The following is a 22,385-nucleotide window of genomic DNA, read 5'->3' as shown; positions in this document are numbered from 1 at the left end:
TCCACATTTTACTCATTCAAAATAGATATGAACAATTCATATTCCGGATATTCTATTTTCTTTTCTATTTGGTTAAAATAAATTCACCAATAACTTTCACCAATTCGCCATTCAGAGGAAGATCTGGCTGTCTGTAGGTCATCATATTCGTCAAAGGATTGGCATCTGCATTTTTAAAAATATGGTTCATGCCATCAATAAGTGCCAATTTTGAATCTGGTTTTGCAGCATGAAGTCGATTGGCATCCTCAACATTTACCTGAATATCAGTAGTCCCTTGAATAATCAAAACAGGCTTTTCCAATTTTGCTACTTCTTTTTGCGGATCATATTTAAACCAGGAAATCAGGTAGGGCTGAACACTGGTACGGAACAATGAATTTAAGAATGGTGGAACATATTCAACTGTATTCCCTTTAACAAGTTCGTTCAAGATTGGAGCCGATTGTTCCATGACCATTGGTGGTTGTGCTTTCAACTGTTCCCTGATCAGGTTATCAGCTGTCTGTCCAGCGCCAGCAATCGAAATAAACTTATCAACTTTTGAATTCTGTGAGGCAATCATTCCAATTAGCGACCCTTCACTGTGTCCAATTACGACCAATTGATTAAAACTTTTATCATCTTTCAGAAGATTAATCCATTCAACAGCATCATTAATATATATTTCGAACTTCAGTTCAGCCTCCTGCAACCCGGCACTCTTACTTTGGGAAATTCCACGCTTATCATATCTTAATGAAGCAATTCCAATACTTGCTAAATCTGTAGCCAACATTTTAAGAGAATTATTGGTCATCATTGGATTGTTGCCATTCCGGTCAGTTGGACCTGAACCAGCAATAATCAAAGCAACAGGAACTGGTATTGGTGCGGATGGATACATTAATGTCCCTTCAATATTGCCAGTTTTGGTTTTCAAAGTAATATTCAATTCAGTCTGACCAAGTGCCAAAGTTGTAGCTAGCACTCCAAGCAGAAAAGCAAAGATGTGCATTTTCATGATTCTAGTATTTTCTGGTTTCTGATTTTAATTTCATCATTTCGTCCATAGCATATAGAATTGCCTGCGACCGTTGAGTTCCAAACAGAATTTTCTTCCCATTGGTCAGGTACAACTGCAACCCAATATTTCCACTCACATTGTATGCTCGTTGCCATTTTCGACCAAAACCACGACGAACACCCCAACCTCCATAATCAATGATTGGACTGTATTTGCGAATTTCGTACCGTTGAATTTCCTCTTTAGCAATAAGTTTATTCCTGAAAATCAAGGGGAAAAACCGGTAATGAATTCCATCCTGATCAATCCAGACCTCAAGCTTAAGTTTGTAATATCCCCAAAGCATTACGCATAGAAAGACAAATACGATAATCAGCACGCTATTGGGTGCAGGACTATCGCCAACCTGAATGCCTCGAACAGTTTGTTGGTATAGTGCATATATACACATTACCATAGCAGGAATTGTTGCGCCCAAAATCAGAACAATCCACCACCACTGCCTAAATTGCTGCTCTTCTTTAAATAAAATTTTGTTCATCGCTTATTGATAAAGCGTACCAGTATTTACAACAGGAGTCGCTTCCTTGTCACCGCATAAAACAACCAAAAGATTGCTTACCATAGTTGCTTTTTTATCCTCATCCAAGGTTACAATTTCGCGTTTGCTCAATTCATCCAAAGCCATTTCGACCATGCTGACGGCGCCTTCCACAATTTTAAACCTGGCAGCAACAATGGCGGTAGCTTGTTGGCGTTTCAGCATAGCCTGTGCAATTTCCTGCGCATAAGCGATGTAATTAATACGAGCCTCAATCACATGGATTCCTGCAATATCTAACCGTTCGCGAATTTCATTTTCCAATTCATGATTCACTTCCTCTCCCCCATCACGCAAAGTAATCTTGGCATGATCGTCTTCGATGTTATCGTAAGGATATAAGCCAGCCAATTTTCGCAAAGCAGCTTCGCTTTGAACCACCACAAAATGTTCGTACTCATCAACACCAAACGCTGCGCGGTATGTTTCTTCTACTTTCCAGACCAGAACTAACCCAATCATAATCGGATTACCCAATTTGTCGTTGACCTTAATGGGTTCGCTGTTAAAATTCCGGGCACGAAGTGAAAATTTTTTTTTCGCGAAGAATGGGTTTACCCAGAAAAATCCATTATCCTTCAGAGTTCCCTTGTATTCCCCAAAAAGAATCAACACATAGCATTGATTTGGATCGACGGCCATAAAACCCGGAGCAATGAAAAGAAAAAAGACAATCAGTAAAACTCCAACGACAATTACTGAATTGACAATCGAAACAACTGCCAACACAAGAAGTAAAGCTTCAATCGCTAAGACCAAATAACCAGAACGAGCAGTAAATGACTTTTCCATACTATCAGATTTAAATTATAATGATATTAATATGATATCACAAATGTAAATAAAAAAAGCACCTTTGTCAAGATGCTTTTAAATACTTTTTCAGATTCAATTCAGATTCAATTCAATATTTCCAATATTTCCTGATCTTAACACTTCCAGTTGCGATGCAAAGTTTAAAATTGCATCAATACTACTTTGCGAAGGTTCGAATCCGCTCAGGTTAAAATCATCATCAGATTCAACAGAATCATTAAGATGAAAGATTTCAACTTCCTTTTTACCGGCGTAATATGAATTGATCAAATAATTCAAGGTAGAGAATTTACTCATAGGCTAACGTTAAATTTTAGTTATGAAGAAATAACGCAACCTTAGAAGTAATATTGTTATCTATTTCTTAAATTTTTGTAAGGCTTAGATTTTTTTTCTCAATCAACTTCCGGAGATTGATCAACGCATAACGCATCCGTCCCAAAGCGGTGTTGATACTAACATCAGTCAAATCTGATATTTCCTTAAAACTTAATCCCTGATAGTGCCTCATCATGATCACCTCGCGCTGATCGTCGGGCAATTCTTCAATCAGAAGGCGTACATCACTGGTAATCTGATCGTAAACCAACTTATCTTCTATATTCTCTTCCGAATACTTCTGAGAATTAAAAAGATCAATATTCGTATCATCATTCGAAGTTGTGCTTAGTAATTTCTCTTTCCTGAAATGATCGATGATCAGGTTGTGTGAAATGCGAAGCACCCAGGAAATAAATTTACCGTTTTCGGTATATTTTCCGGATTTCAACGATCGGATAACTTTAATAAAAGTATCCTGAAAGATGTCTTCAGCTAGATGATGATTTTTTACAATTAAAACGATGTAGGTAAAAACTCTCTTTTTATGGCGGGCAATTAATAGTTCAATAGCTGCCTGATCGCCATCGACAAATTGTTTCACGAGCGAATTGTCGCTCAGATCTTCTGTTCTGAACATGACTCTGAATTATTATGTGACTGTTTTCAATAATTAAAGAGTACAGTTCTGTCGATAGGCAAGCTTTTTTGAATGTGAGTTAAACTATTTACTAATTTTGTGCTGGTAAAAGTCGATCAATTTTTCGAATAAACCAAATTATTTTGTACTTATAATAACATAACGAATGAGTTTTCCTTCTAATTATTCATCATATATTCAAATTAAAGGCGCCAGGGTTCACAATCTCAAAAATATTGATTTAAAAATAGATCGAAATAAATTTATTGTAATCAGCGGATTATCAGGATCAGGCAAGTCATCACTGGCTTTTGATACGCTTTACGCTGAAGGTCAGCGAAGGTATGTTGAAAGTTTATCATCCTATGCACGCCAGTTTCTTGGGCGCATTAATAAGCCTGAAGTTGATTATATTAAAGGGATTCCGCCAGCAATTGCCATCGAGCAAAAAGTGAACACGCGCAATCCACGTTCTACTGTTGGCACGTCCACCGAGATTTACGATTACCTGAAATTATTATTCGCCCGAATCGGAAAAACCATCTCTCCTATTTCGGGTAAAGAAGTCAAACAACACCACGTAAGCGACGTAATTAATTACATTCAATCGTTTCCTGAAAATACCCGTTTTATGGTATGCTCGCCACTAAAATTCAAAAATGGACGAACATTGCTTCAGGAAGCTGAATTGTTGTTACAGCAAGGTTTTTCACGACTTGAAATAAGCGGAGAAGTTCAGAAAATCGATGAAATTCTGAAAGAAAATAATCAGCAAGAATGCAAAGACTCTACCTGCAACATTGTGATCGACCGTGCCACTGTATTAAACGACGAAGACAACTTGAGCCGGATTGCTGATTCGGTACAGACTGCTTTTTTTGAAGGTCATGGCGAATGCATCATTAAAATTTACGACGGGGAAATTGTTACGGAAGAGCATTTTTCAAATCTCTTTGAGGCCGACGGCATCGAATTCGAAGAACCTACGGTTCACATGTTCAGTTTTAACAACCCGATTGGCGCTTGTAAAACCTGCGAAGGTTACGGAAAAGTAATCGGGATTGATGAAGACCTGGTTATTCCAAATAAATCCCTATCAGTTTATCAGGATGCGGTTGCATGCTGGAAAGGCGAAAAAATGGGCGAATGGAAAGATGCACTGGTTTACGCTGCCGATAAATTTAATTTCCCCATACACAAACCCTATTACGAACTGACCGAAGAGCAAAAACACCTTTTATGGACGGGCAACAAGCACTTTCAGGGATTGAACCAGTTCTTCAAAATGCTTGAAGAAAACACGTATAAAATTCAGTATCGGGTCATGCTTTCGCGTTACCGTGGAAAGACCAACTGCCCCGATTGTTTGGGCACTCGCCTTAAAAAGGAGGCCATGTATGTAAAGGTCGGCGAAAAATCAGTTCAGGATTTGGTGTTGTTACCCATTGATGAACTGCAAAAATTCTTTTTAAACCTGAAACTCTCAGAACACGAAACAAAAATTGCAGAACGAATTCTGACCGAAATAAACAACCGACTTGATTTTTTGACCGATGTTGGTTTGGGCTATTTAACCCTGAACCGGCTTTCTGCAACATTATCAGGCGGCGAATCTCAACGCATAAATCTGGCAACTTCGTTGGGAAGTAGTTTAGTTGGATCGATGTACATTCTGGATGAACCCAGCATTGGGCTTCATTCCAGAGACACTCAACGACTCATTCGTGTTTTGAGGAAACTGCAAAAACTAGGAAATACGGTTATTGTTGTTGAACACGACGAAGAAATTATCCGCGAAGCCGATGAAATTATAGATATTGGTCCGTTGGCAGGAAGGCTAGGCGGCGAAGTTGTTTTTCAGGGAACGCATGACCAACTGGAGGCAAATTCGGAAAGCATGACTGCCAAGTACCTCACCGGGAAAGAAAAAATTGACGTACCAAAAACACGTCGCAAATGGAGTAACTACATCGAAATTACCGGCGCACGTGAAAACAATCTAAAAAATATAAATGTCAAATTTCCGCTGAATACCATTTGTGTGGTAACCGGCGTGAGTGGCTCCGGCAAATCATCGCTCGTTACCAAGGTTTTATATCCGGCAATGGCCAAAATATTCGGCGGATTCAGTGAAAAAACCGGACAACACGACATTATTAGGGGCGATTTCAACCTAATTACTTCAGTTGAATTTGTCGATCAGAATCCAATCGGGAAATCATCGAGATCGAATCCGGCAACTTACCTGAAAGTTTACGACGAGATTCGAAAATTATATTCGGAGCTACAAAGCTCGAAATACAATGGTTTTAAACCGTCGCATTTTTCATTCAATATTGAAGGTGGACGATGCGAAGAATGCCAGGGTGAAGGCGAAATTACGGTTGAAATGCAGTTTATGGCCGACATTCATTTGGAGTGCGAAAGCTGTAAAGGAAAGCGATTTAAAGACGAAATTCTGGAAATTACATTTGAAGGGAAAAACATCTTCGACATTCTGGATCTGACGGTTGATGAAGCCATCGATTTCTTTGGAAATCACAAATCAACCTCATCAAAAAAAATTGCAAAGCTTCTGAAACCTTTGCAAGACGTAGGTTTGGGCTACGTTAAACTCGGACAATCATCGAGTACTTTGTCTGGTGGTGAAAGTCAGCGTATCAAATTGGCTTCTTTTCTGGCCAAAGAAAAAGGAAGTCCGTCGTTGTTTATTTTCGATGAACCAACCACCGGCCTCCATTTCCACGACATCCGCAAATTGCTCAACTCGTTTAATGCACTCATTGCGCGAGGCCACAGCATCATTATCATTGAGCACAACCTGGATGTGATCAAATGTGCAGACTGGGTGATCGACATTGGTCCGGAAGGCGGGAAAGATGGCGGAAATATTTTATTTCAGGGAACTCCTGAAGATCTGGTAAAAGTTCAGGAATCGTATACCGGCGCAGCATTAAAAGACAAACTCTGAGAACATGTCATTCGGAAAGAGTCAAATAGTCATTAAAAAAAGGGTTTACTGATGACTATTGACTCTTTTCTATGAGATGATTGTGACTACCAATGTGCGTCGGCCACCAAAATTTCGGAACTCGCACAAATAAATTCCTTGCCATGTTCCCAAATTTAACTGGTGATTTGTAATTGGAATGGTCAGACTAGCTCCAATTAATGAGGATTTCAGGTGGGCAGGTTGATCGTCCGAACCTTCCAAAATATGTGTAAAACCCGGATCATTCTCCGGAACCAGCTTATTCATAAAGGCTTCGAAATCATATCGCACTGTAGGATCTGCATTTTCATTCAGGCTGATACCGGCTGAAGTATGCTGGATCAAAATATTTACCAGCCCTTTCTCCGGAAGTTTGGGCAATTGCCGTTCAATCAAATCGGTAATCAGATGGTAACCGCGCTTGAAGGTTGGTAGTGTTATTTCGAGCTGTTCTGTCATTATGTCAATAGTAAGAAATATTTAAAATTCATGCAAGACCCTTTTCAAGAATCGTTTTCTGGAGTTCCAGAATTTTGGCCCGTCGCTCATACGAAAACGCCGAACTTGTTTCCTGAAGATGGGTAAACAAAAACAATGATTTCAGGAGATAATTTGCTTTTGTCAAGGAAAAGAATTGACTGGCATCTTGTCCAAGAACTTTCAGAATATCAGCCAGTTTATCCAATTGATCAATTGATGTAAAATACGTTTTAATCAGCGACAAAAATTCTTCATTCTCAAGCATAATCACTTGATCGATATCTAGCTTCAATTCCTGAATAAGCTCTTCACGAACAGCCGATGCCATTTGTTCCTGCTGATTTTCTTCTTTCATCTTCAAAAGACGGCGAAACAAAATAGAAAGGAAAATTCCCATTTCTTCAAACTGACGGATAAGATAATCACGAGATGCCATATCAATTTAAGATTTATAGAATTGCCTCCTCTGAAAAATCGATGAAGCTTAACAAAAATAAACTGAATTAAACAATTTACGGTATACTAAACAGTTTATTATTCCGGAAGTATTATTTTTGCTCGTATGAGGTCAATTCAACTACTGTTATTAATCATCTTACTGTCTCTGAACGCCGCGAGCTTACATGCTCAAAGCAACAACGCTACCTTAATTGGCAAAGTTACCGATGGGAACGGGAAGCCTCTTGAATTAGCCAACATTTCATTGAAAAACTCATCGATTGGAACTGTTTCAAATCGTGATGGAGTTTACCTTTTGCGAATTCCGGCGAAAAAAATCGTAATCATTGTGTATTCAATGGTTGGTTACCAATCGGGTGAAAAAAGCATCAAAGCTTCGGAAGAGCAGAAACTTGAGCTAAATGTCTCGCTGAAACAAATTGATCAGGAAATTGAAGAAGTGCAGGTCACCCAAAATCGCCGGACTAAAACGAATATGAACCGGATTGACGCAAAATACATGACCAACATGACCGATGCCGGAACCGGTGGCGTTGAAGCATTGATTAAAACCTTGCCAGGTGTATCAACCAACAATGAATTGAGTTCGCAATATTCAGTACGTGGTGGAAACTTCGATGAGAATCTGGTCTATGTCAACGACATTGAAGTGTACCGTCCGTTACTAACCCGCTCAGGACAACAGGAAGGAATGAGCTCCATTAATTCCGATATGGTTTCGTCAATCGAATTCTCTGCAGGTGGGTTCGATGCCAAATATGGCGATAAAATGGCATCGGTTCTCGACATCAAATACCGCAAGCCAACCGAGTTTGCAGCATCCGTTTCTGCCAGTTTTCTGGGAGGTTCGCTGCAAGTCGAAGATTTGAGCAAAAACGGCAAATTCTCACACATTACCGGTGTTCGCTATAAGACCAACAGATATTTACTTGGCTCGCTTGACGAAAAAGGCGAATACAATCCGAACTTCATCGATTTTCAAACCTACCTGACCTACAAATTCAACAAATCTTTCGATGTTTCATTTCTGGGAAATCTGGCTAAAAACCAGTACAATTTCATGCCTCAAAGCCGGGAAACCAGCTTTGGAACAATTAGTCAGCAATACGGAGCAAAGATTTATTTTGAAGGTCAGGAAGCCGATCAGTTTGTAACAACTACTGGTGCTCTGGTTGCGAATTACCATCCCAGTGAAAAATTAAACCTAAAAATAATTGCTTCGGCCTTTCAATCGAAAGAAGCTGAGACCTACGATATTGATGGATCCTATTACCTGAATGAACTGGAGCAGAACACTCAAACAGGAGCCGCAGACAGTGCTCTTAACATTGGCGTTGGTGAATTTCTGAACCATGCACGAAATTACCTGGATGTAAGCGTTTACAGCCTGGAACACAAAGGCGCATATAATTCGGAACACCACTTATTAAACTGGGGCATCAAGGCACAGATTGAAAAAATTGACGACCGGATGAATGAATGGGTTCTGCGAGATTCAACCGGCTATGCAATTCCCTATCACAGCGATAAGCTTGAATTGTACAGTTCAACCAATATGAAGTACAATATGAATTCAACCCGAGCAACGGCCTTCATTCAGGATACCTACCAGATACCAATTGGGAAAGGATCATTGTACGCCACCGCCGGAATTCGTTCTCAATATTGGTCATATTCCAAAGAGTTTTTGCTTAGTCCGCGCGCTACTTTGCGCTATTATCCAGAATGGAATTCAAATTTCGTGTTTCATCTTTCAGGAGGAATTTATGATCAGCCAGCATTTTACAAGGAACTAAAAGACCGGAATGGAATTATTTATCCGGATACCAAAGCACAACGATCGGCGCAGGTGGTTCTGGGAACCGATTATATTTTCAGAGCCTGGGATCGTCCTTTTAAATTTACTTCAGAAATGTATTACAAATTCATGTCGAACATTACGCCTTATCAGATTGATAATGTGCGAATCCGATATTTGCCCAATCAAAAGGCAAAAGGTTATGCCACCGGACTTGACATGAAGGTAAATGGTGAATTTGTGAGTGGAGTTGAGTCATGGGCCAGTTTATCGGTAATGAAAACGGAAGAAGATATTATTGGCGATTTCTATTATAAATATTACAATCAGGCTGGCGAATTGATTATTCCTGGAGTAACAGCCGACCAGGTTCGCGCATCCAGTCAGATTCAGCATCCGGGATACATTCCCCGACCAACCGATCAACGATTTAATTTCAGTGTTTTCTTTCAGGATTATTTCCCGGGAAATCCAACATGGAAGATGCACCTGACAGCTTTTTATGGCTCTCGGCTTCCAACCGGGCCTTCAAATTCGCAACGATATATGGATACTTTCCGCATTCCTCCCTATCGGCGTATCGACCTTGGTTTTTCGAAAGTGTTGATTAACCAGGATCATAAAAAATATAGGTACAAAGCACTTGACTCAATCAGAGACATGTGGTTAAGCATGGAAGTCTTCAATCTGTTGGGGATCAACAATACGATTTCGTATTTATGGGTTGCCAATAACTCGGGCGATATGTTTGGCGTACCAAACTACCTGACCAAACGGAAATTGAATTTAAAACTGACTGTAAAATTTTAAACAATGAGGATTCAGATATTTCAGGCCGATGCTTTTGCTGCCAGCCTTTTCAAAGGAAATCCGGCTGCAGTTGTTCCACTGAACGAATGGCTTTCTGATGAAACAATGCAGCAAATTGCCGCTGAAAACAACCTTTCAGAAACAGCTTTTTTTATTCCTGAAGGCAAACATTACCATATTCGGTGGTTTACGCCAAAGGCAGAAGTCAGGCTTTGCGGCCATGCAACTTTGGCAACAGCACATACTTTATTCAACGAACTAAATTTTCAGGGTGAGCAAATCGAATTTAACAGCAAAAGTGGCGTCCTGACTGTCAAAAGAGTGAAAGATAAACTGCAACTAGACTTTCCGGCTGATTTTGCCAATGTTGTGGATGCAGTTCCAGCTTTTTCAGAAGCTTTTGGGGCTCATCCCCTGGCAACGTTAAAAGGAAGAACCGATTACTTATTGCTGTTTGATTCGGAAGAAACAATTCGAAACTTTCAGCCTGACATTTCTTTATTACTGTCAACCAATGCCCGCGGAATCATGGTTACGGCAAAGGGAACCGAAGTTGATTTTGTCAGTCGCTTTTTTGCCCCATCAGTTGGTGTAAACGAAGATCCGGTCACAGGATCGGCACATACCACCCTCATCCCATTTTGGTCGAAACGACTGAATAAAACAGAAATGACTGCCCTCCAGGTTTCTCGGCGCGGAGGACAACTTTGGTGCACGCTTTCGGGCGACCGGGTTTTGATTGCCGGGAAAGCGGTGACCTATTTGAGAGGCGAGATTGAGGTTTAAAACTAAAATCAATTGACAACTTTTTCATCGACAAATTCGTACATTTACACAATTGAATAAGTTTAGTTATGACTACGTTCGAATTGAAAAAATTGCTAATTAGCCGAATAAAAGAGATAGATGACACCTCATTTTTAAATGAGATCAAGTCTCTTCTTGAATCCAAATCATCCGAAAAGATACTGGTATTGACTTCTGAACAAAAGAATGAGATTAATCAATCAAAACGAGAAATCAAAGAAGGACATTTTATTGAGCAATCCGAAATTGACAAATCGGTAAAAAGATGGGCAACCGAAAAATAATCTGGTCTCATCGAGCACAAATCAAGCTTTTTCAAATTCTCGAATTCTATTCTGAACGAAATCAGAGTAAAGTCTATTCGCTGAAATTGAACGCTGCAATTAAAAAGCAATTAGCCCAAATACAAAGACAACCCGAAATTGGCATTAAATCAGAAATTGAATCTGTTCGCGGATTGATCTATGATAATTTCATCATTTTCTATGAGGTAGACTCAACCAATATCATTATCCACTCCATTTGGGATTGCCGCCAAAATCCTGAAGGTCTGAAGATCGTTTAGCAATTGCTTCTCAATTTATTCTAAAAACTTTCTCCCCTACCCACTTGTTTCCCTATTTCAATTCAGAATAGGGAACATGAAAAATCAGAAATATACCAACGAACTGATCCACGAAACATCGCCGTATTTGCTGCAACACGCACACAATCCTGTGAACTGGCAGCCTTGGGGCGAAAAAGCACTGACCCAGGCTAAAGCTGAAAACAAACTTTTACTCATCAGCATTGGCTATTCGGCCTGTCACTGGTGCCACGTAATGGAACATGAATCGTTCGAAGATACGGAAGTGGCAAAAATCATGAACGATCATTTTATCTGCATCAAGGTGGATCGCGAGGAACGTCCCGATGTTGATCACATTTACATGACTGCCGTTCAGCTTTTAACCGGGCGTGGAGGATGGCCGCTCAACTGCATTGCTTTGTCCGACGGACGGCCCATCTGGGGTGGAACATACTTTCAGAAAGAGAATTGGATACAAGCGTTGAAAGCTGTTTTCAAATTTTATATCGAAAATCCGAAGGAAACACTGGAATACGCCATAAAACTGCAAGATGGAATCGAACAAAATTCGTTGATTCCGATTTCAGGAGAAAATGCCGGCATTGATCCGCTGCTTTTACCGTCGCTTTTGAAAAAATGGCAAAGTTATTTTGATACCAGAAATGGCGGAACAAAAGGCGCACCCAAGTTTATGATTCCGAACAACTGGCAATTCCTGTTGCGCGCAGGGCAACAACTTCTGGATGAAGCCATACACAAGCAAGTTGAGCTGACTTTGCAGAAAATGTCTTTCGGCGGACTTTACGATCAGGTTGGCGGTGGTTTTGCACGCTATTCGACCGATGAGATCTGGAAAGTTCCGCACTTCGAAAAAATGCTTTACGACAATGCCCAGCTTTTGCACCTTTATGCTGAAGCTTACCAAACCGATCCCAATCCTTTGTATCAGCAGGTGGTTTCAGAAACTATTGAATTCCTGAAACGGGAATTGCTATCGCCTGAAAATGGGTTCTATTCGGCGCTCGATGCCGACAGCGAAGGCGAAGAAGGGAAATTCTATACCTGGACAAAACCAGAACTAATACAACTTTTGGGTGCCGATTTTGAATTGTTCAGTGAATATTTCAACGTCAATTCACTAGGCTTTTGGGAGCACAACCAATACATTTTGATGCGAACGGAAGACAACGATTCGTTTGCAAAAAAGCATCAATTGTCAATTGAAAATATTGAAAAAAAGGTTCAGAATTGGAAATCGCTTTTACTGAAAGAGCGCGAAAAGCGAATCCGTCCCGGGCTCGATGATAAAATCCTGACTTCGTGGAATGCCATGACCATTAACGGATTAATCAGTTGCTACAAGGCTTTTGGCAATCCGGAATATCTTGAGCTTGCACTTGCAAATGCCAACTTTCTGAAGCAAAAACTATTTGATGCAAATAGGCATTTGCTGCATTCGTACAAAAACAATCAGGCCAAAATCTCCGGATTTCTGGATGACTATGCTTTTGTGATCGAAGCCTTTACCACGATTTTTGAAGCTACCGGACAAAAAGATTGGCTGAATTTGGCTCAACAACTGACGAAAATTACATTTCAGGAGTTTTACGACGAGCAAAAATCAATTTTCTATTTTACTGCCAGTCAACAGCAGGATTTGATTACCCGAACCATCGAAGTTCACGATAATGTGATTCCTTCGTCGAACTCGGTGATGGCCAAAAACCTCTTTCGGCTTTCGTACCTGCTCGACCGGCCTGACTATCTGGAAACAGCACAAAAAATGTTCAGTACCGTTAGTGGAAATATGGCCGATTATCCATCGGGTTACAGCAACTGGTCGCAGTTGATGCTTGATTTAACAGGCAATCATTTCGAAGTGGCCATCATTGGAGAGAATGCAATCAGCCTGTTGAACGAATTTCAGAAAAACTATTTACCCCATGTTATTTTTTGCGCCGGAACTGCTGAAAACGATTTGCCATTGCTAAAAGGAAGACATGTTTCAGGAAAAACCTTGATTTACATCTGCCAGAATAACAGTTGCCAGCTGCCGGTCGAAACAATAAAAGAAGCACTCCTACTAATTTCAAATTAACTATGAACCGAAAAATCATTCTTTACATTGCCATGAGCCTTGATGGTTTTATTGCCAAACCCGATGGCGACATCAGTTTTTTATCGATGGTTGAGAAAGAAGGTGAAGACTATGGCTACACCGCTTTTATGGAAGGCATCGATACTGTAATTCTTGGCCGAAAAACATATGACAAAGTCTCGTCAATGGTTCCTGAGTGGAATTATGGAGAACGCGATATTTATGTTCTGACTCGCACTCCCCGACCTGATTCAGGAAAAAAGAAATTCTATTCCGGAGATTTAAATGAATTGATAACCACTCTGAAAAGCAGGAATGGCAAAAATATCTTTTGTGATGGTGGAGCCGAAACCGTTTCGCTGTTTCTACAGAATGAATTGTTCGACGAACTGATTATTTCTATCATTCCGGTTCTGCTTGGCGACGGAATTAAACTTTTCGGAAACAATTTACAGGAACAAAAGCTGCATTTGATCAGTTCCAAGGCATTTGAAAAAGGCTTGGTTCAATTGCATTATCTGTGTCATTAAATTGATAAATACTTTCACAATCCGTATTTTGCAGTCAAAATCAAATCGACAGCAAAACACATGAAACAACTTCTTTTTATCATCATCTGTGCATTAACATTAACAACAAACGCCCAGACCGACAAACTACAACTCGAACGCGAATTATTCAATCTTCCCAACGTTTCGTTTACCGAAGCAACAAAACCCGGAGATCCTTACCTGACCTATGATTTGATGGTAAAACAACCCATCGACCATCAGAATCCGGCGAAAGGTTCGTTTTATCAATGGGTGCAACTGCGACACCGTGGCTTTGATTTACCAACAGTTATTGAAACCAACGGATACTTTATGGCGCGGAGCAAAAATGAGGTCGAACAAATTCTCAATGCCAACAATATCAGTGTCGAATTCCGTTTCTTTGGCAAATCGGGTCCCGATTCGCTGCAATGGCAATACCTCACCAATACACAGGCTGCTTCCGATCTTCATAACATAAACCAATTGCTCAGGCAAATTTACAAAGGCAAATGGATCAGTACCGGCATCAGCAAAGGTGGGCAAACAACCATTTATTACAAATACCTCTATCCTGACGATGTTGACATGGCCATTCCGTATGTGGCTCCTATCGACAATGCTTTTGAAGATACCCGGCTTTACACATTCATGGATACCATCGGAACGCCACAAATCCGCCAACGTTTATTCGATTTCCAGAAGCTTTTGCTGATGAACGAAGATGAAGCAATAAAAAAGCTGCGATGGTATGCCAAAGGCGCCAAAATGACTTTCAATTACGTGGGTGACTTCGGAAAAGTTTTTGAATATGCTGTAATGGAATATCCTTTTGCTTTCTGGCAATGGGGACGGTCGGCCGACAGCATACCGACCAATAAAAAGCTCGACGATTATCTTGACGAATTGATGGAAACATCAAGCATCTCCAATTTTTCGGATTCCGATCTTAAAATGTTTGGACCACATTATTATCTGGCTGCTTCTGAAACCGGATATTACGGTTATAACATTGCTCCTTTCAAAAAATACATCAGGCATTTTACTTCAAATCCAACGGCTACTTTTCCTCCTAAAGAAGCCAACGCCAAACCGACCGACGGTTCATTTCACGCAGGCCTGCAAAAATGGTTGGCCGAAAAAGGCAACAACATCCTTTACATTTACGGAGGAATCGATGCATGGTCTGCCGCCCGCGTGCAGGTTTCCGACAAGGTCAATTCCAAATCGTTCCTGATTCCGGGAGCAAGCCATGGCGTTGCCCGAATCAAGAATTTACCCGAAAATATGAAAACAGAATTTGCTGGAAAGATTAAAGAATGGACAGGACTAGACAGTAAAATGGATGTATTGAACCGAAAATAATCAAATTCTGATCAGAAAAGAAAATCCCGAAACCTACAGGAGATTTCGGGATTTTCTATTTCTGTATCAAAGTTCATCAGAACTGGTGATAAACACTTTCTTCGAGATACGGATGGTTTTTGGGAACCAGATTAGCCTTTGATAAGGTGTTTGTGACGACCAATGTAAACAGACCTAAAAATCCAAGGTAAGTTCCAATCTCGAGGATACCGAATTTGGCTTCATGAACTACTGCCGGCCAGATGTAATAATACAATTCAGTGTACTGGCCAACCATCAGCAAAATGATTACCGGAACCATAAACATTTTGCTTCGCGAGGTCATTCGTGGCATCAGGAACAGGAATGGGATAAACCAGTTCAGGATAATATTGGCATAAAACAATACGCCAAATGCACCATGAGAGCGGTTGACATAGAAGATGGTTTCTTCCGGAAGATTTCCGTACCAAATAATCATGAATTCAGCAAAATTGAAGTAACCCCAAATGATGGCAAGCATGAAAATATACCGGGAAAAATCGTGCAAATGGCTACGGTTTAGCATTGGCAAGTGACCAATCCGGGATAAAATAATTACAATAAGGGTGATGACAGTCGCTCCATGCAAGAAAGCGGCAATAAAACTTTTGGCCGCAAACAATCCGCTAAACCAATGCGGTTCGAGCGACATAATCATATCGATGGCAAACAAAGTAAAGCTGATGGCAATGATAAAAATAAACACCTTGGAATATTTTTCAGAATCGTAAAAGTGCTGCATTCCGCCTTCAGCATCTTCTTTCAACGATATTTTGCGCAACAAGCGAACCATTACAATCCACAATCCGAAAAAAAGAATGACGCGTAAGAAGAAAAAAGGAACATTCAGGTAAGGCGCCTTGTGTGCAAGTAGTTTATCGGTTTCTGTAATTCCTTCGTGCGACCAATGGAAAATGGTGTGCATGCCAAAATACATCAGTAAAAAGAAAACTGCAGCTACTGGAATATACGATGCCATGGCTTCAGGAATTCGCTTAAAAGCCGACGACCAGCCTGCCTGCGCAATGTATTGTATCGCACCAAAGAAGGCTGCTCCAATTGCTATCGAAACAAAATAATAATTGTTCAGCAAATAATTGGCCCAAGCCCGGTGCGGATCGAGTATAAAACCGGCAACCATCGAAATAACTCCAATGGCGATCAGCCCATACAACAGGTTTTTAAACTTCTGGGGAACAATCAAACGGTCTTCCATATTGTCCATATCTTTTCTTTTTTCTATATTTTCATGTCCGTCAGCTAAAGCAGACGGCAAAGGATAATCTCACAGATCATTAATAATTTATAATTCATCACTGCTTCTGCAGCACTTCTTTCACATACATGGCAACTTTCCAGCGATCTTCAGGCCTGACTTGCGAACCATGTGCCGGCATTACGCCAAACCCAACAGTTACAACATGATATATCTCGCCAATTGGGCCTTTCCTGACTTTATCTGAAAGCAAACTCTTCGGAGGAAAAGGATACTTGCCACTTGTAAATAAGTAGCCTTTCCCGTCACCTTTATCGCCATGACAATTCATGCAAAAAACAGCAAACACCTGTTTTCCGCGAGCAATATTTTCAGAAGTTGGCTGATATGGATTTACTAATTCCTTTCCGGCAAGTACGCGATCTGTATCGTTTTTCTCATACAGATAGGGCTGATAACCGAGAGGAACAGTTCCCTCAACCGGATTGCGCATGGTTTTTCCATCGGCAAAATTCGGATTAGGAGTATAGGTTTCGTACGCTGCTGAATGTGTCATATCGTCAAAATACTCCCAACCTTTCGTATTTCGGTCTCGGTCGCACGATCCAAACGCCAAAATAAGGGCAATTGCGGCAAGACTTTTTATCGTATTTTTCAATTCCATACTTGAAAATTTTAGTTCAGTTAGTTGGATTCCTTTTCGTATACTTCAGATGCTCCGTTTGTCTGAAATAACTTGGTTACTTCGGGTTTCTCTATTCCCATTTTTTCCTGATCGAGCAGAATAATGAATTTATCATCGGTTGCACGAATGTCAATAATATCGGCCTTTTTCCCCGGATAAATTTTCGACCGGACAGAAAAAGTAAGCAGGGTCAAAAGTGTAATCGTCAGAATTGTTGCAACAATTGTTATCACAATAAACGATGGAAAAGTATTAAATGGTTTTCCCCCGAAATGCAAAGGCCAGTCGACAACCGCAGCATAATACATCCCACCGATCAGCATTATTACAGCAAATACGCCATAAAAGAAAGCTGCCGTGGTAATGTTTGTTTTGGTTTTCATCCCAGTCAAAATCTCATGAATCGGATAAGGCGTATACACTTCTTCGATAACTACACCTTTCGCCAAAGCCTTATCAAAAGCATCAATCAACGTATGTTCGTTGTCAAAAACACCGACTAAATATTTCTTATTCATAATCATGGTGACCCGGTTTAAGGTGATCAGTTTGCTGAGTATTGTATTTCGAAATCATCTTGACTTCACTAATGGCTATCTGCGGAATGAAGCGGAAGAACAACAATACTCCTGCTGAAAACATTCCAAGTGTACCTACAAAGAAGCCAATCTCAACCATAGATGGATGATATTCGGCCCAACTGGCAGGCAGATAATTTTTAGAAAGCGAAGTAATTACGATATTAAATCGTTCGAACCACATTCCAAGGTTAATTAAAAGCGAAATGATAAATACGACCCAAATGTTGCGACGCACTTTTCTTGACCAGAATAATTGTGGCATAATGGCATTGAAAATGAACATTCCCCAGAATTGCATGGCGTATTCACCGGTAATCCGGTTTTTAAAGAAGGTGTACATTTCATATTCGGAACCTGAATACCATGCTATAAATATTTCGGTAATGTATGCAGTTCCCATGATCAGCGAAATAAAAACCAGCACGCGACAAACAGCGTCAACGTGATTTTCAGTAATAAAATCGCCCATTCCATATAATTTCTTCATCAGGGTAACCAAAGTTAATACCATGGCAAATCCGGAAAAAATAGCTCCAACAACAAAGTATGGAGGAAACAAAGTGGTGTGCCAACCCGGCTCAATAGATGCAGCGAAGTCGGTTGATACGATGGAGTGAACCGAAACTACCAGAACCGCAGCGATTCCGCCAAGCACAAAAGCCAGGCCTTCGTATCGCAACCATTCTTTTGATGAGCCAGTCCAACCAAAAGAAAAGAACCCATAAACAGCTTTTTTGACTTTCGATTTTGTAGTATCGCGAATAGTAGCAAAATCAGGAACCATACCGAAATACCAGAAGCTGGCCGAAATAAGTAAGTATGCCGATATAGCTACAAAGTCCCAAAACAGCGGGGAGTTAAAGTTTACCCAAAGTGGACCGCGGGTATTCGGATACGGAAAAACATAGAAAAACAACCATGAACGGCCCATGTGCATCAGCGGAAACAATGCGGCACAAAAAACTGCAACAACTGTCATAGCTTCCGCAGCACGGTTAATTGCGGTTCTCCACTTCTGTCGCAAAATCAGCAGGAAAATGGAAAAAGCGGTTCCGGCATGGCCAATCCCGATCCACCATACAAAGTTGATAATTGCCCATCCCCATGCAACTGTGTTGTTTACACCCCACGAACCAATTCCAACAGTCAGCGTGATATAAATACTTCTGGCACCCCAGGCAAACATTACCAAACTGACACCCATGGCTACATACCACCATCTGGGCACTTTGGCATCAATGGGAGCAAGAATCTCCTGCGAAATCTGACTGAGCGACTTTTCTCCGTCAATTAATTTTCCTCGTACGTCCGTTTTGTACATAGTCCGATCTATTTTCTTTGATTATTGATCATGCATTTGTATTTCTAACCTTAGTCAGGTAGCCTACCGAAGGCAAAGTGTGTAATTCTCCCAATAAATGGTAATTGCGTTTATCCTGAAACAATTTCGAAATGCGGCTTTCCGGATTTTCAAGATCACCAAACACAATTGCATTTCCGGGGCAAGACTGCGAACATGCAGTTTTTATCTCGCCATCAGCAATTGCCCGCCCTTCCAACTTGGCCAACTGTTTTTTCTCCTGAATGCGTTGAACGCACATCGAGCATTTTTCGACTACCCCACGCGAACGAACCGTCACATCAGGATTTAAAACCATCCGGCCCAAATCACTGTTCGATGCAAAATCGAATTTCTCGTTCTTCACATACTGGAACCAGTTAAACCGGCGCACTTTGTATGGGCAGTTGTTTACGCAATATTTTGTCCCTACGCACCGGTTGTAGGCCATCTGATTTAAACCTTCTTCGCTGTGCGGAGTTGCTGCAACCGGGCAAACATTTTCGCATGGCGCATTTCCGCAATGTTGACACATCACTGGCTGGAACGATACCTTCGGATTTTCAGGATTTTCAGAATAATAACGATCTATTCTGATCCAGTGCATGATGCGGCGGTTCCGTACTTGTTCCTTTCCGATCACCTGAACATTATTTTCAGCCTGACAGGCAATGGCGCAGTTCCCGCAACCGGTACACGAGTTCAGGTCAACAGCCATTCCCCAGTGATGTCCGTTATAAACCGGTGCATCATACAATGTTACTGACTTTGCCTTGTCTTCCGCTTCCTTTTCATTTCCTGAAACCGGATTCTTGATGTATTCATCCAACGAAGTTTCGCGAACAATTTCACGACCTTCCATCGAATAATGAGTCTGGGAAATCGCCAGTTCAAATACTTTACCCGGAACTTTTTCAACTTTGGCCGAAGTCATGAAATACTGACGTGTTCCGTTTTCAATTCCGACAAACGGATAAAGATTTGAGCCGGTTTTATCACCAACTTTTCCGGCAATCTGGCGTCCATACCCCAAAGCAACTGAAATAGTATCTTTAGCTTGTCCTGGCTGGACAAATACAGGCAATTCCATGCCATTTACCAGAACGACATCTTCGTTTTTCAGTCCATTTTCGGTAGCATAAGCAACCGGAACAGCAGCGAAGTTATCCCAACTGATTTTAGCAACCGGATCGGGTAATTCCTGTAACCAAGGGTTATTGGCCAGTTTTCCGTTTCCAATGGCTATACTTTCGTAAATAGCAACTTCCAGTCCAGCTACGGCAGGTTTAATTTGGCTTGCAGCCTGAGAAAGTCCTTCCGGAGAATAACTTAATTTGGTTTCCTGAACCGTTTCAAAAATTCCGTTTTGCAACGAAGTATTCCAGAACTGACGGAAATCAGATGTATTTTTCTGTTTCAGGAATTGATTTTCTTTCCAGAAACTTTTGATGTAATCGCGATAATTTAGGTCGGCGCCGATCCACTTCAGCAACGTTGACTGAACCTGACGGCTGTTGAAGATCGGAGCAATTACCGGCTGGACAAGACTGAAAATTCCGGATTTCGGTTCCAGATCGTTCCAACTTTCCAGCAAATTACTTTCAGGCAAAACGTACTGGCAAAGTGCAGTAGTTTCGTCGGGCCTTTCAGAAAACGAAACGCTTAAACCAGTTTTCTTGATGGCCTCTGCAAACTCCTTCCCTTTCGGATGATCGTAAACAGGATTGGCATTCCAAACTAGCAATGCCTTTACATTGCCAGCCTTTAAATCAGAAAGCAGGCGATCTGTATCCTGATCAATTCCCTGTTTGGTTAGTAGATGATTTTCTAACCCGATGGTCTGACCGTAGTTGCCTAACAATTGATTGATGCCATTTACGAGCAACTGTATATTTACATCATTGCTTCCGGAGATCACAATGCTTTGTTTTTCATTTTCGAGCAGGTCTTTAGCCAGTTCAGTAATGTCTACTGAAGATTGAGCTCCTGAAAGTATTTGTCCACCTTTTGCTTTGGCAACAGCGTTATACAAAGCCAGAACAATTGCGCCTTCTTCTGATGGTTTAATTGGGAAGCGGACATCGGCATTCGAACCACTCAAGGTCATACCGGACTCAAATTGGTAATGACGCAGCATTTCCTTACCCCCGTTCTGTAACTGTCGGGCTGAAGTGTAATCTTTTGTATATTCAACAGTTGAGAGCCAAGTTCCAAGAAAATCGGCTCCAAAACTAACCACTACTTTGGCCTGTTTAAACCGGTAGTCCGGAATAAAAGCCGATCCGAAACTTTTTTTGTTCGCTTCCAAAATTCCGGAGGCCGAAACAGGATCGTATTGAATCCATTCGGTATTTGTTTGCTTTTCAGCAAATTTTCGAATAATCTCGCGTGTCGATGGAGAAATAATTGTTGAACTGAGCAGAACCACTTTGCCACCCTGCGACTTTAGTATTGAGAGTTGAGCCATGATTTCTTCGTCAGCTTTCTCCCAGGTAATTTCCGATCCACTTTTTGAAGGTACTTTAAACCGTGCATCGTCGTAAAGATTCAATACAGAAGCCTGAATCCGGGCGCTTGTTCCGCCCTGAGAAATAGAACTCAGCGCATTTCCTTCAATCTTGATAGGCCTGCCATCACGAACTTTCACAATGATGCTTCCGTATTCATTCCCTTCGAAATAGGAAGATGCATAATAATTTGCCGTTCCGGGATTGACTTCATCGGGCTTTACCAAATATGGAATGGCTTTATCGATTGGCCTTTTACAGCTAGCAACAATAGAAGCGGCAGCAATGCTAAAACCAAAAGTTTTCAGAAAATCGCGTCGTGATGCTGAATTCAGGTCTTTGTCGCCTTTCATCAACATGCTCTTCTGTTTGGCTTCTTCACGCACTTCTTCCCGGCGTAGCTCTTTTGGATTGGCAAGTTCTTCTATACTTCTCCAGTATGTCTTCATCGACTATCTATTTTCAAAATTTAAATTCAATATACTTGAGTAAGGAGGAAAAAAGAAAGTGCAACAATTGCCTTTTACTCATTTCTTGTTCCTTGTTTCTTATTTTCTTCTACACTACAAATCCCGAATTTGAATTCCTTATTTCCGTCCGAAATAAAACATTGACTTTGATCAAAATTATCACGCGGACGGCATTCTGGGTTCTTCCTTGTCCCGGGGTTTCGTTCCTTCGTCACTTTACCCCGGGCTATTTATATTACACCCTTTCAGGGTGAGAAACCCGTAACTCGAAACCCGCA

At 41.0% G+C, this 22,385-nt stretch carries 20 protein-coding genes; 8 read left to right on the top strand and 12 right to left on the bottom strand.

The genetic code is table 11. The features are described 5' to 3' along the window. Window positions 1-64 precede the first annotated feature (64 nt). The 5 genes from AQPE_RS16995 to AQPE_RS16975 all read right to left on the bottom strand — a co-directional run bounded on the left by AQPE_RS16995 (window position 65) and on the right by AQPE_RS16975 (window position 3,381). Window positions 65-1,003 carry an alpha/beta hydrolase gene (locus tag AQPE_RS16995; protein WP_318347691.1) on the bottom strand — a complete coding sequence of 313 codons (939 nt, stop codon included), beginning with the start codon at window positions 1,001-1,003 and terminating at the stop codon, window positions 65-67. A gap of 4 nt (window positions 1,004-1,007) precedes the next feature. Further along, window positions 1,008-1,547, bottom strand: coding sequence for a hypothetical protein (locus tag AQPE_RS16990; protein WP_318347690.1), 540 nt, complete (start codon window positions 1,545-1,547; stop codon window positions 1,008-1,010). Between the two features lie 3 nt (window positions 1,548-1,550). Next, the gene (locus AQPE_RS16985) at window positions 1,551-2,399 is read right to left on the bottom strand and encodes an SPFH domain-containing protein (RefSeq protein ID WP_318347689.1); all 849 of its coding nucleotides are present in this window, start codon (window positions 2,397-2,399) and stop codon (window positions 1,551-1,553) included. Window positions 2,400-2,495: 96 nt separating this feature from the next. Next, window positions 2,496-2,720, bottom strand: coding sequence for a hypothetical protein (locus tag AQPE_RS16980; RefSeq protein ID WP_318347688.1), 225 nt, complete (start codon window positions 2,718-2,720; stop codon window positions 2,496-2,498). A gap of 67 nt (window positions 2,721-2,787) precedes the next feature. Beyond that, window positions 2,788-3,381 (bottom strand): sigma-70 family RNA polymerase sigma factor, encoded by a 594-nt coding sequence (locus AQPE_RS16975; RefSeq protein WP_318347687.1) that lies wholly within the window; start codon window positions 3,379-3,381, stop codon window positions 2,788-2,790. Between the two features lie 166 nt (window positions 3,382-3,547). Between AQPE_RS16975 and uvrA the strand changes: the two genes are divergently transcribed. Next, window positions 3,548-6,352 (top strand): excinuclease ABC subunit UvrA, encoded by a 2,805-nt coding sequence (gene uvrA, locus AQPE_RS16970; protein ID WP_318347686.1) that lies wholly within the window; start codon window positions 3,548-3,550, stop codon window positions 6,350-6,352. 69 nt (window positions 6,353-6,421) lie between these two features. Here the strand turns inward: uvrA and AQPE_RS16965 are convergent, their stop codons facing one another. Beyond that, window positions 6,422-6,832 (bottom strand): secondary thiamine-phosphate synthase enzyme YjbQ, encoded by a 411-nt coding sequence (locus AQPE_RS16965; RefSeq protein ID WP_318347685.1) that lies wholly within the window; start codon window positions 6,830-6,832, stop codon window positions 6,422-6,424. Window positions 6,833-6,860: 28 nt separating this feature from the next. Next, window positions 6,861-7,289, bottom strand: coding sequence for a hypothetical protein (locus AQPE_RS16960; RefSeq protein ID WP_318347684.1), 429 nt, complete (start codon window positions 7,287-7,289; stop codon window positions 6,861-6,863). Window positions 7,290-7,415: 126 nt separating this feature from the next. On the opposite strand from AQPE_RS16960, the gene AQPE_RS16955 reads away from it, so the two are divergent. The 7 genes from AQPE_RS16955 (at window position 7,416) to AQPE_RS16925 (ending at window position 15,288) form a co-directional block, all read left to right on the top strand. Continuing rightward, window positions 7,416-9,920 (top strand): TonB-dependent receptor, encoded by a 2,505-nt coding sequence (locus AQPE_RS16955; RefSeq protein WP_318347683.1) that lies wholly within the window; start codon window positions 7,416-7,418, stop codon window positions 9,918-9,920. Between the two features lie 3 nt (window positions 9,921-9,923). Then, on the top strand, window positions 9,924-10,706 hold the full coding sequence (locus tag AQPE_RS16950) for a PhzF family phenazine biosynthesis protein (protein ID WP_318347682.1): 783 nt from the start codon (window positions 9,924-9,926) through the stop codon (window positions 10,704-10,706). A gap of 68 nt (window positions 10,707-10,774) precedes the next feature. Beyond that, window positions 10,775-11,011: a hypothetical protein gene (locus AQPE_RS16945; protein ID WP_318347681.1), complete on the top strand. Its 237-nt coding sequence runs from the start codon at window positions 10,775-10,777 to the stop codon at window positions 11,009-11,011. Further along, window positions 10,993-11,292: a type II toxin-antitoxin system RelE/ParE family toxin gene (locus AQPE_RS16940; RefSeq protein WP_318347680.1), complete on the top strand. Its 300-nt coding sequence runs from the start codon at window positions 10,993-10,995 to the stop codon at window positions 11,290-11,292. The genes AQPE_RS16945 and AQPE_RS16940 overlap by 19 nt, the downstream gene beginning before the upstream one ends. Before the next feature lie 76 nt (window positions 11,293-11,368). Beyond that, a complete protein-coding gene (locus AQPE_RS16935) occupies window positions 11,369-13,393 on the top strand; it encodes a thioredoxin domain-containing protein (protein WP_318347679.1) in 2,025 nt (674 codons plus the stop codon). Window positions 13,394-13,395: 2 nt separating this feature from the next. Beyond that, window positions 13,396-13,923 (top strand): dihydrofolate reductase family protein, encoded by a 528-nt coding sequence (locus AQPE_RS16930; protein ID WP_318347678.1) that lies wholly within the window; start codon window positions 13,396-13,398, stop codon window positions 13,921-13,923. 60 nt (window positions 13,924-13,983) lie between these two features. Next, window positions 13,984-15,288: a S28 family serine protease gene (locus AQPE_RS16925; RefSeq protein ID WP_318347677.1), complete on the top strand. Its 1,305-nt coding sequence runs from the start codon at window positions 13,984-13,986 to the stop codon at window positions 15,286-15,288. 76 nt (window positions 15,289-15,364) lie between these two features. Here AQPE_RS16925 and AQPE_RS16920 read toward each other — a convergent pair whose 3' ends face one another. The 5 genes from AQPE_RS16920 to AQPE_RS16900 all read right to left on the bottom strand — a co-directional run bounded on the left by AQPE_RS16920 (window position 15,365) and on the right by AQPE_RS16900 (window position 22,086). After that, entirely contained in the window at window positions 15,365-16,534 is a 1,170-nt protein-coding gene (locus tag AQPE_RS16920; protein WP_318347676.1) for a hypothetical protein, read from the bottom strand. 88 nt (window positions 16,535-16,622) lie between these two features. Further along, complete coding sequence (locus AQPE_RS16915; protein WP_318347675.1) at window positions 16,623-17,189, bottom strand: c-type cytochrome; 567 nt, start codon at window positions 17,187-17,189, stop codon at window positions 16,623-16,625. 20 nt (window positions 17,190-17,209) lie between these two features. Then, window positions 17,210-17,728: a DUF3341 domain-containing protein gene (locus AQPE_RS16910; protein ID WP_318347674.1), complete on the bottom strand. Its 519-nt coding sequence runs from the start codon at window positions 17,726-17,728 to the stop codon at window positions 17,210-17,212. After that, entirely contained in the window at window positions 17,721-19,112 is a 1,392-nt protein-coding gene (gene nrfD / locus AQPE_RS16905; protein ID WP_318347673.1) for an NrfD/PsrC family molybdoenzyme membrane anchor subunit, read from the bottom strand. The genes AQPE_RS16910 and nrfD overlap by 8 nt, the downstream gene beginning before the upstream one ends. 28 nt (window positions 19,113-19,140) lie before the next feature. Further along, the gene (locus tag AQPE_RS16900) at window positions 19,141-22,086 is read right to left on the bottom strand and encodes a TAT-variant-translocated molybdopterin oxidoreductase (RefSeq protein WP_318347672.1); all 2,946 of its coding nucleotides are present in this window, start codon (window positions 22,084-22,086) and stop codon (window positions 19,141-19,143) included. Between the last annotated feature and the right edge of the window lie 299 nt (window positions 22,087-22,385).

Origin of the sequence: Aquipluma nitroreducens (genome assembly GCF_009689585.1) — a bacterium.
Lineage (GTDB): Bacteria > Bacteroidota > Bacteroidia > Bacteroidales > Prolixibacteraceae > Aquipluma > Aquipluma nitroreducens.
This window is presented reverse-complemented; position numbering and strand designations above follow the sequence as displayed.

Excerpts from the sequence above, each read along its gene's own strand:
- AQPE_RS16995 (WP_318347691.1), bottom strand. The coding sequence starts at position 1,003 with ATGAAAATGCACATCTTTGCTTTTCTGCTTGGAGTGCTAGCTACAACT.
- AQPE_RS16990 (WP_318347690.1), bottom strand. The coding sequence starts at position 1,547 with ATGAACAAAATTTTATTTAAAGAAGAGCAGCAATTTAGGCAGTGGTGG.
- AQPE_RS16985 (WP_318347689.1), bottom strand. The coding sequence starts at position 2,399 with ATGGAAAAGTCATTTACTGCTCGTTCTGGTTATTTGGTCTTAGCGATT.
- AQPE_RS16980 (WP_318347688.1), bottom strand. The coding sequence starts at position 2,720 with ATGAGTAAATTCTCTACCTTGAATTATTTGATCAATTCATATTACGCC.
- AQPE_RS16975 (WP_318347687.1), bottom strand. The coding sequence starts at position 3,381 with ATGTTCAGAACAGAAGATCTGAGCGACAATTCGCTCGTGAAACAATTT.
- uvrA (WP_318347686.1), top strand. The coding sequence starts at position 3,548 with ATGAGTTTTCCTTCTAATTATTCATCATATATTCAAATTAAAGGCGCC.
- AQPE_RS16965 (WP_318347685.1), bottom strand. The coding sequence starts at position 6,832 with ATGACAGAACAGCTCGAAATAACACTACCAACCTTCAAGCGCGGTTAC.
- AQPE_RS16960 (WP_318347684.1), bottom strand. The coding sequence starts at position 7,289 with ATGGCATCTCGTGATTATCTTATCCGTCAGTTTGAAGAAATGGGAATT.
- AQPE_RS16955 (WP_318347683.1), top strand. The coding sequence starts at position 7,416 with ATGAGGTCAATTCAACTACTGTTATTAATCATCTTACTGTCTCTGAAC.
- AQPE_RS16950 (WP_318347682.1), top strand. The coding sequence starts at position 9,924 with ATGAGGATTCAGATATTTCAGGCCGATGCTTTTGCTGCCAGCCTTTTC.
- AQPE_RS16945 (WP_318347681.1), top strand. The coding sequence starts at position 10,775 with ATGACTACGTTCGAATTGAAAAAATTGCTAATTAGCCGAATAAAAGAG.
- AQPE_RS16940 (WP_318347680.1), top strand. The coding sequence starts at position 10,993 with ATGGGCAACCGAAAAATAATCTGGTCTCATCGAGCACAAATCAAGCTT.
- AQPE_RS16935 (WP_318347679.1), top strand. The coding sequence starts at position 11,369 with ATGAAAAATCAGAAATATACCAACGAACTGATCCACGAAACATCGCCG.
- AQPE_RS16930 (WP_318347678.1), top strand. The coding sequence starts at position 13,396 with ATGAACCGAAAAATCATTCTTTACATTGCCATGAGCCTTGATGGTTTT.
- AQPE_RS16925 (WP_318347677.1), top strand. The coding sequence starts at position 13,984 with ATGAAACAACTTCTTTTTATCATCATCTGTGCATTAACATTAACAACA.
- AQPE_RS16920 (WP_318347676.1), bottom strand. The coding sequence starts at position 16,534 with ATGGACAATATGGAAGACCGTTTGATTGTTCCCCAGAAGTTTAAAAAC.
- AQPE_RS16915 (WP_318347675.1), bottom strand. The coding sequence starts at position 17,189 with ATGGAATTGAAAAATACGATAAAAAGTCTTGCCGCAATTGCCCTTATT.
- AQPE_RS16910 (WP_318347674.1), bottom strand. The coding sequence starts at position 17,728 with ATGAATAAGAAATATTTAGTCGGTGTTTTTGACAACGAACATACGTTG.
- nrfD (WP_318347673.1), bottom strand. The coding sequence starts at position 19,112 with ATGTACAAAACGGACGTACGAGGAAAATTAATTGACGGAGAAAAGTCG.
- AQPE_RS16900 (WP_318347672.1), bottom strand. The coding sequence starts at position 22,086 with ATGAAGACATACTGGAGAAGTATAGAAGAACTTGCCAATCCAAAAGAG.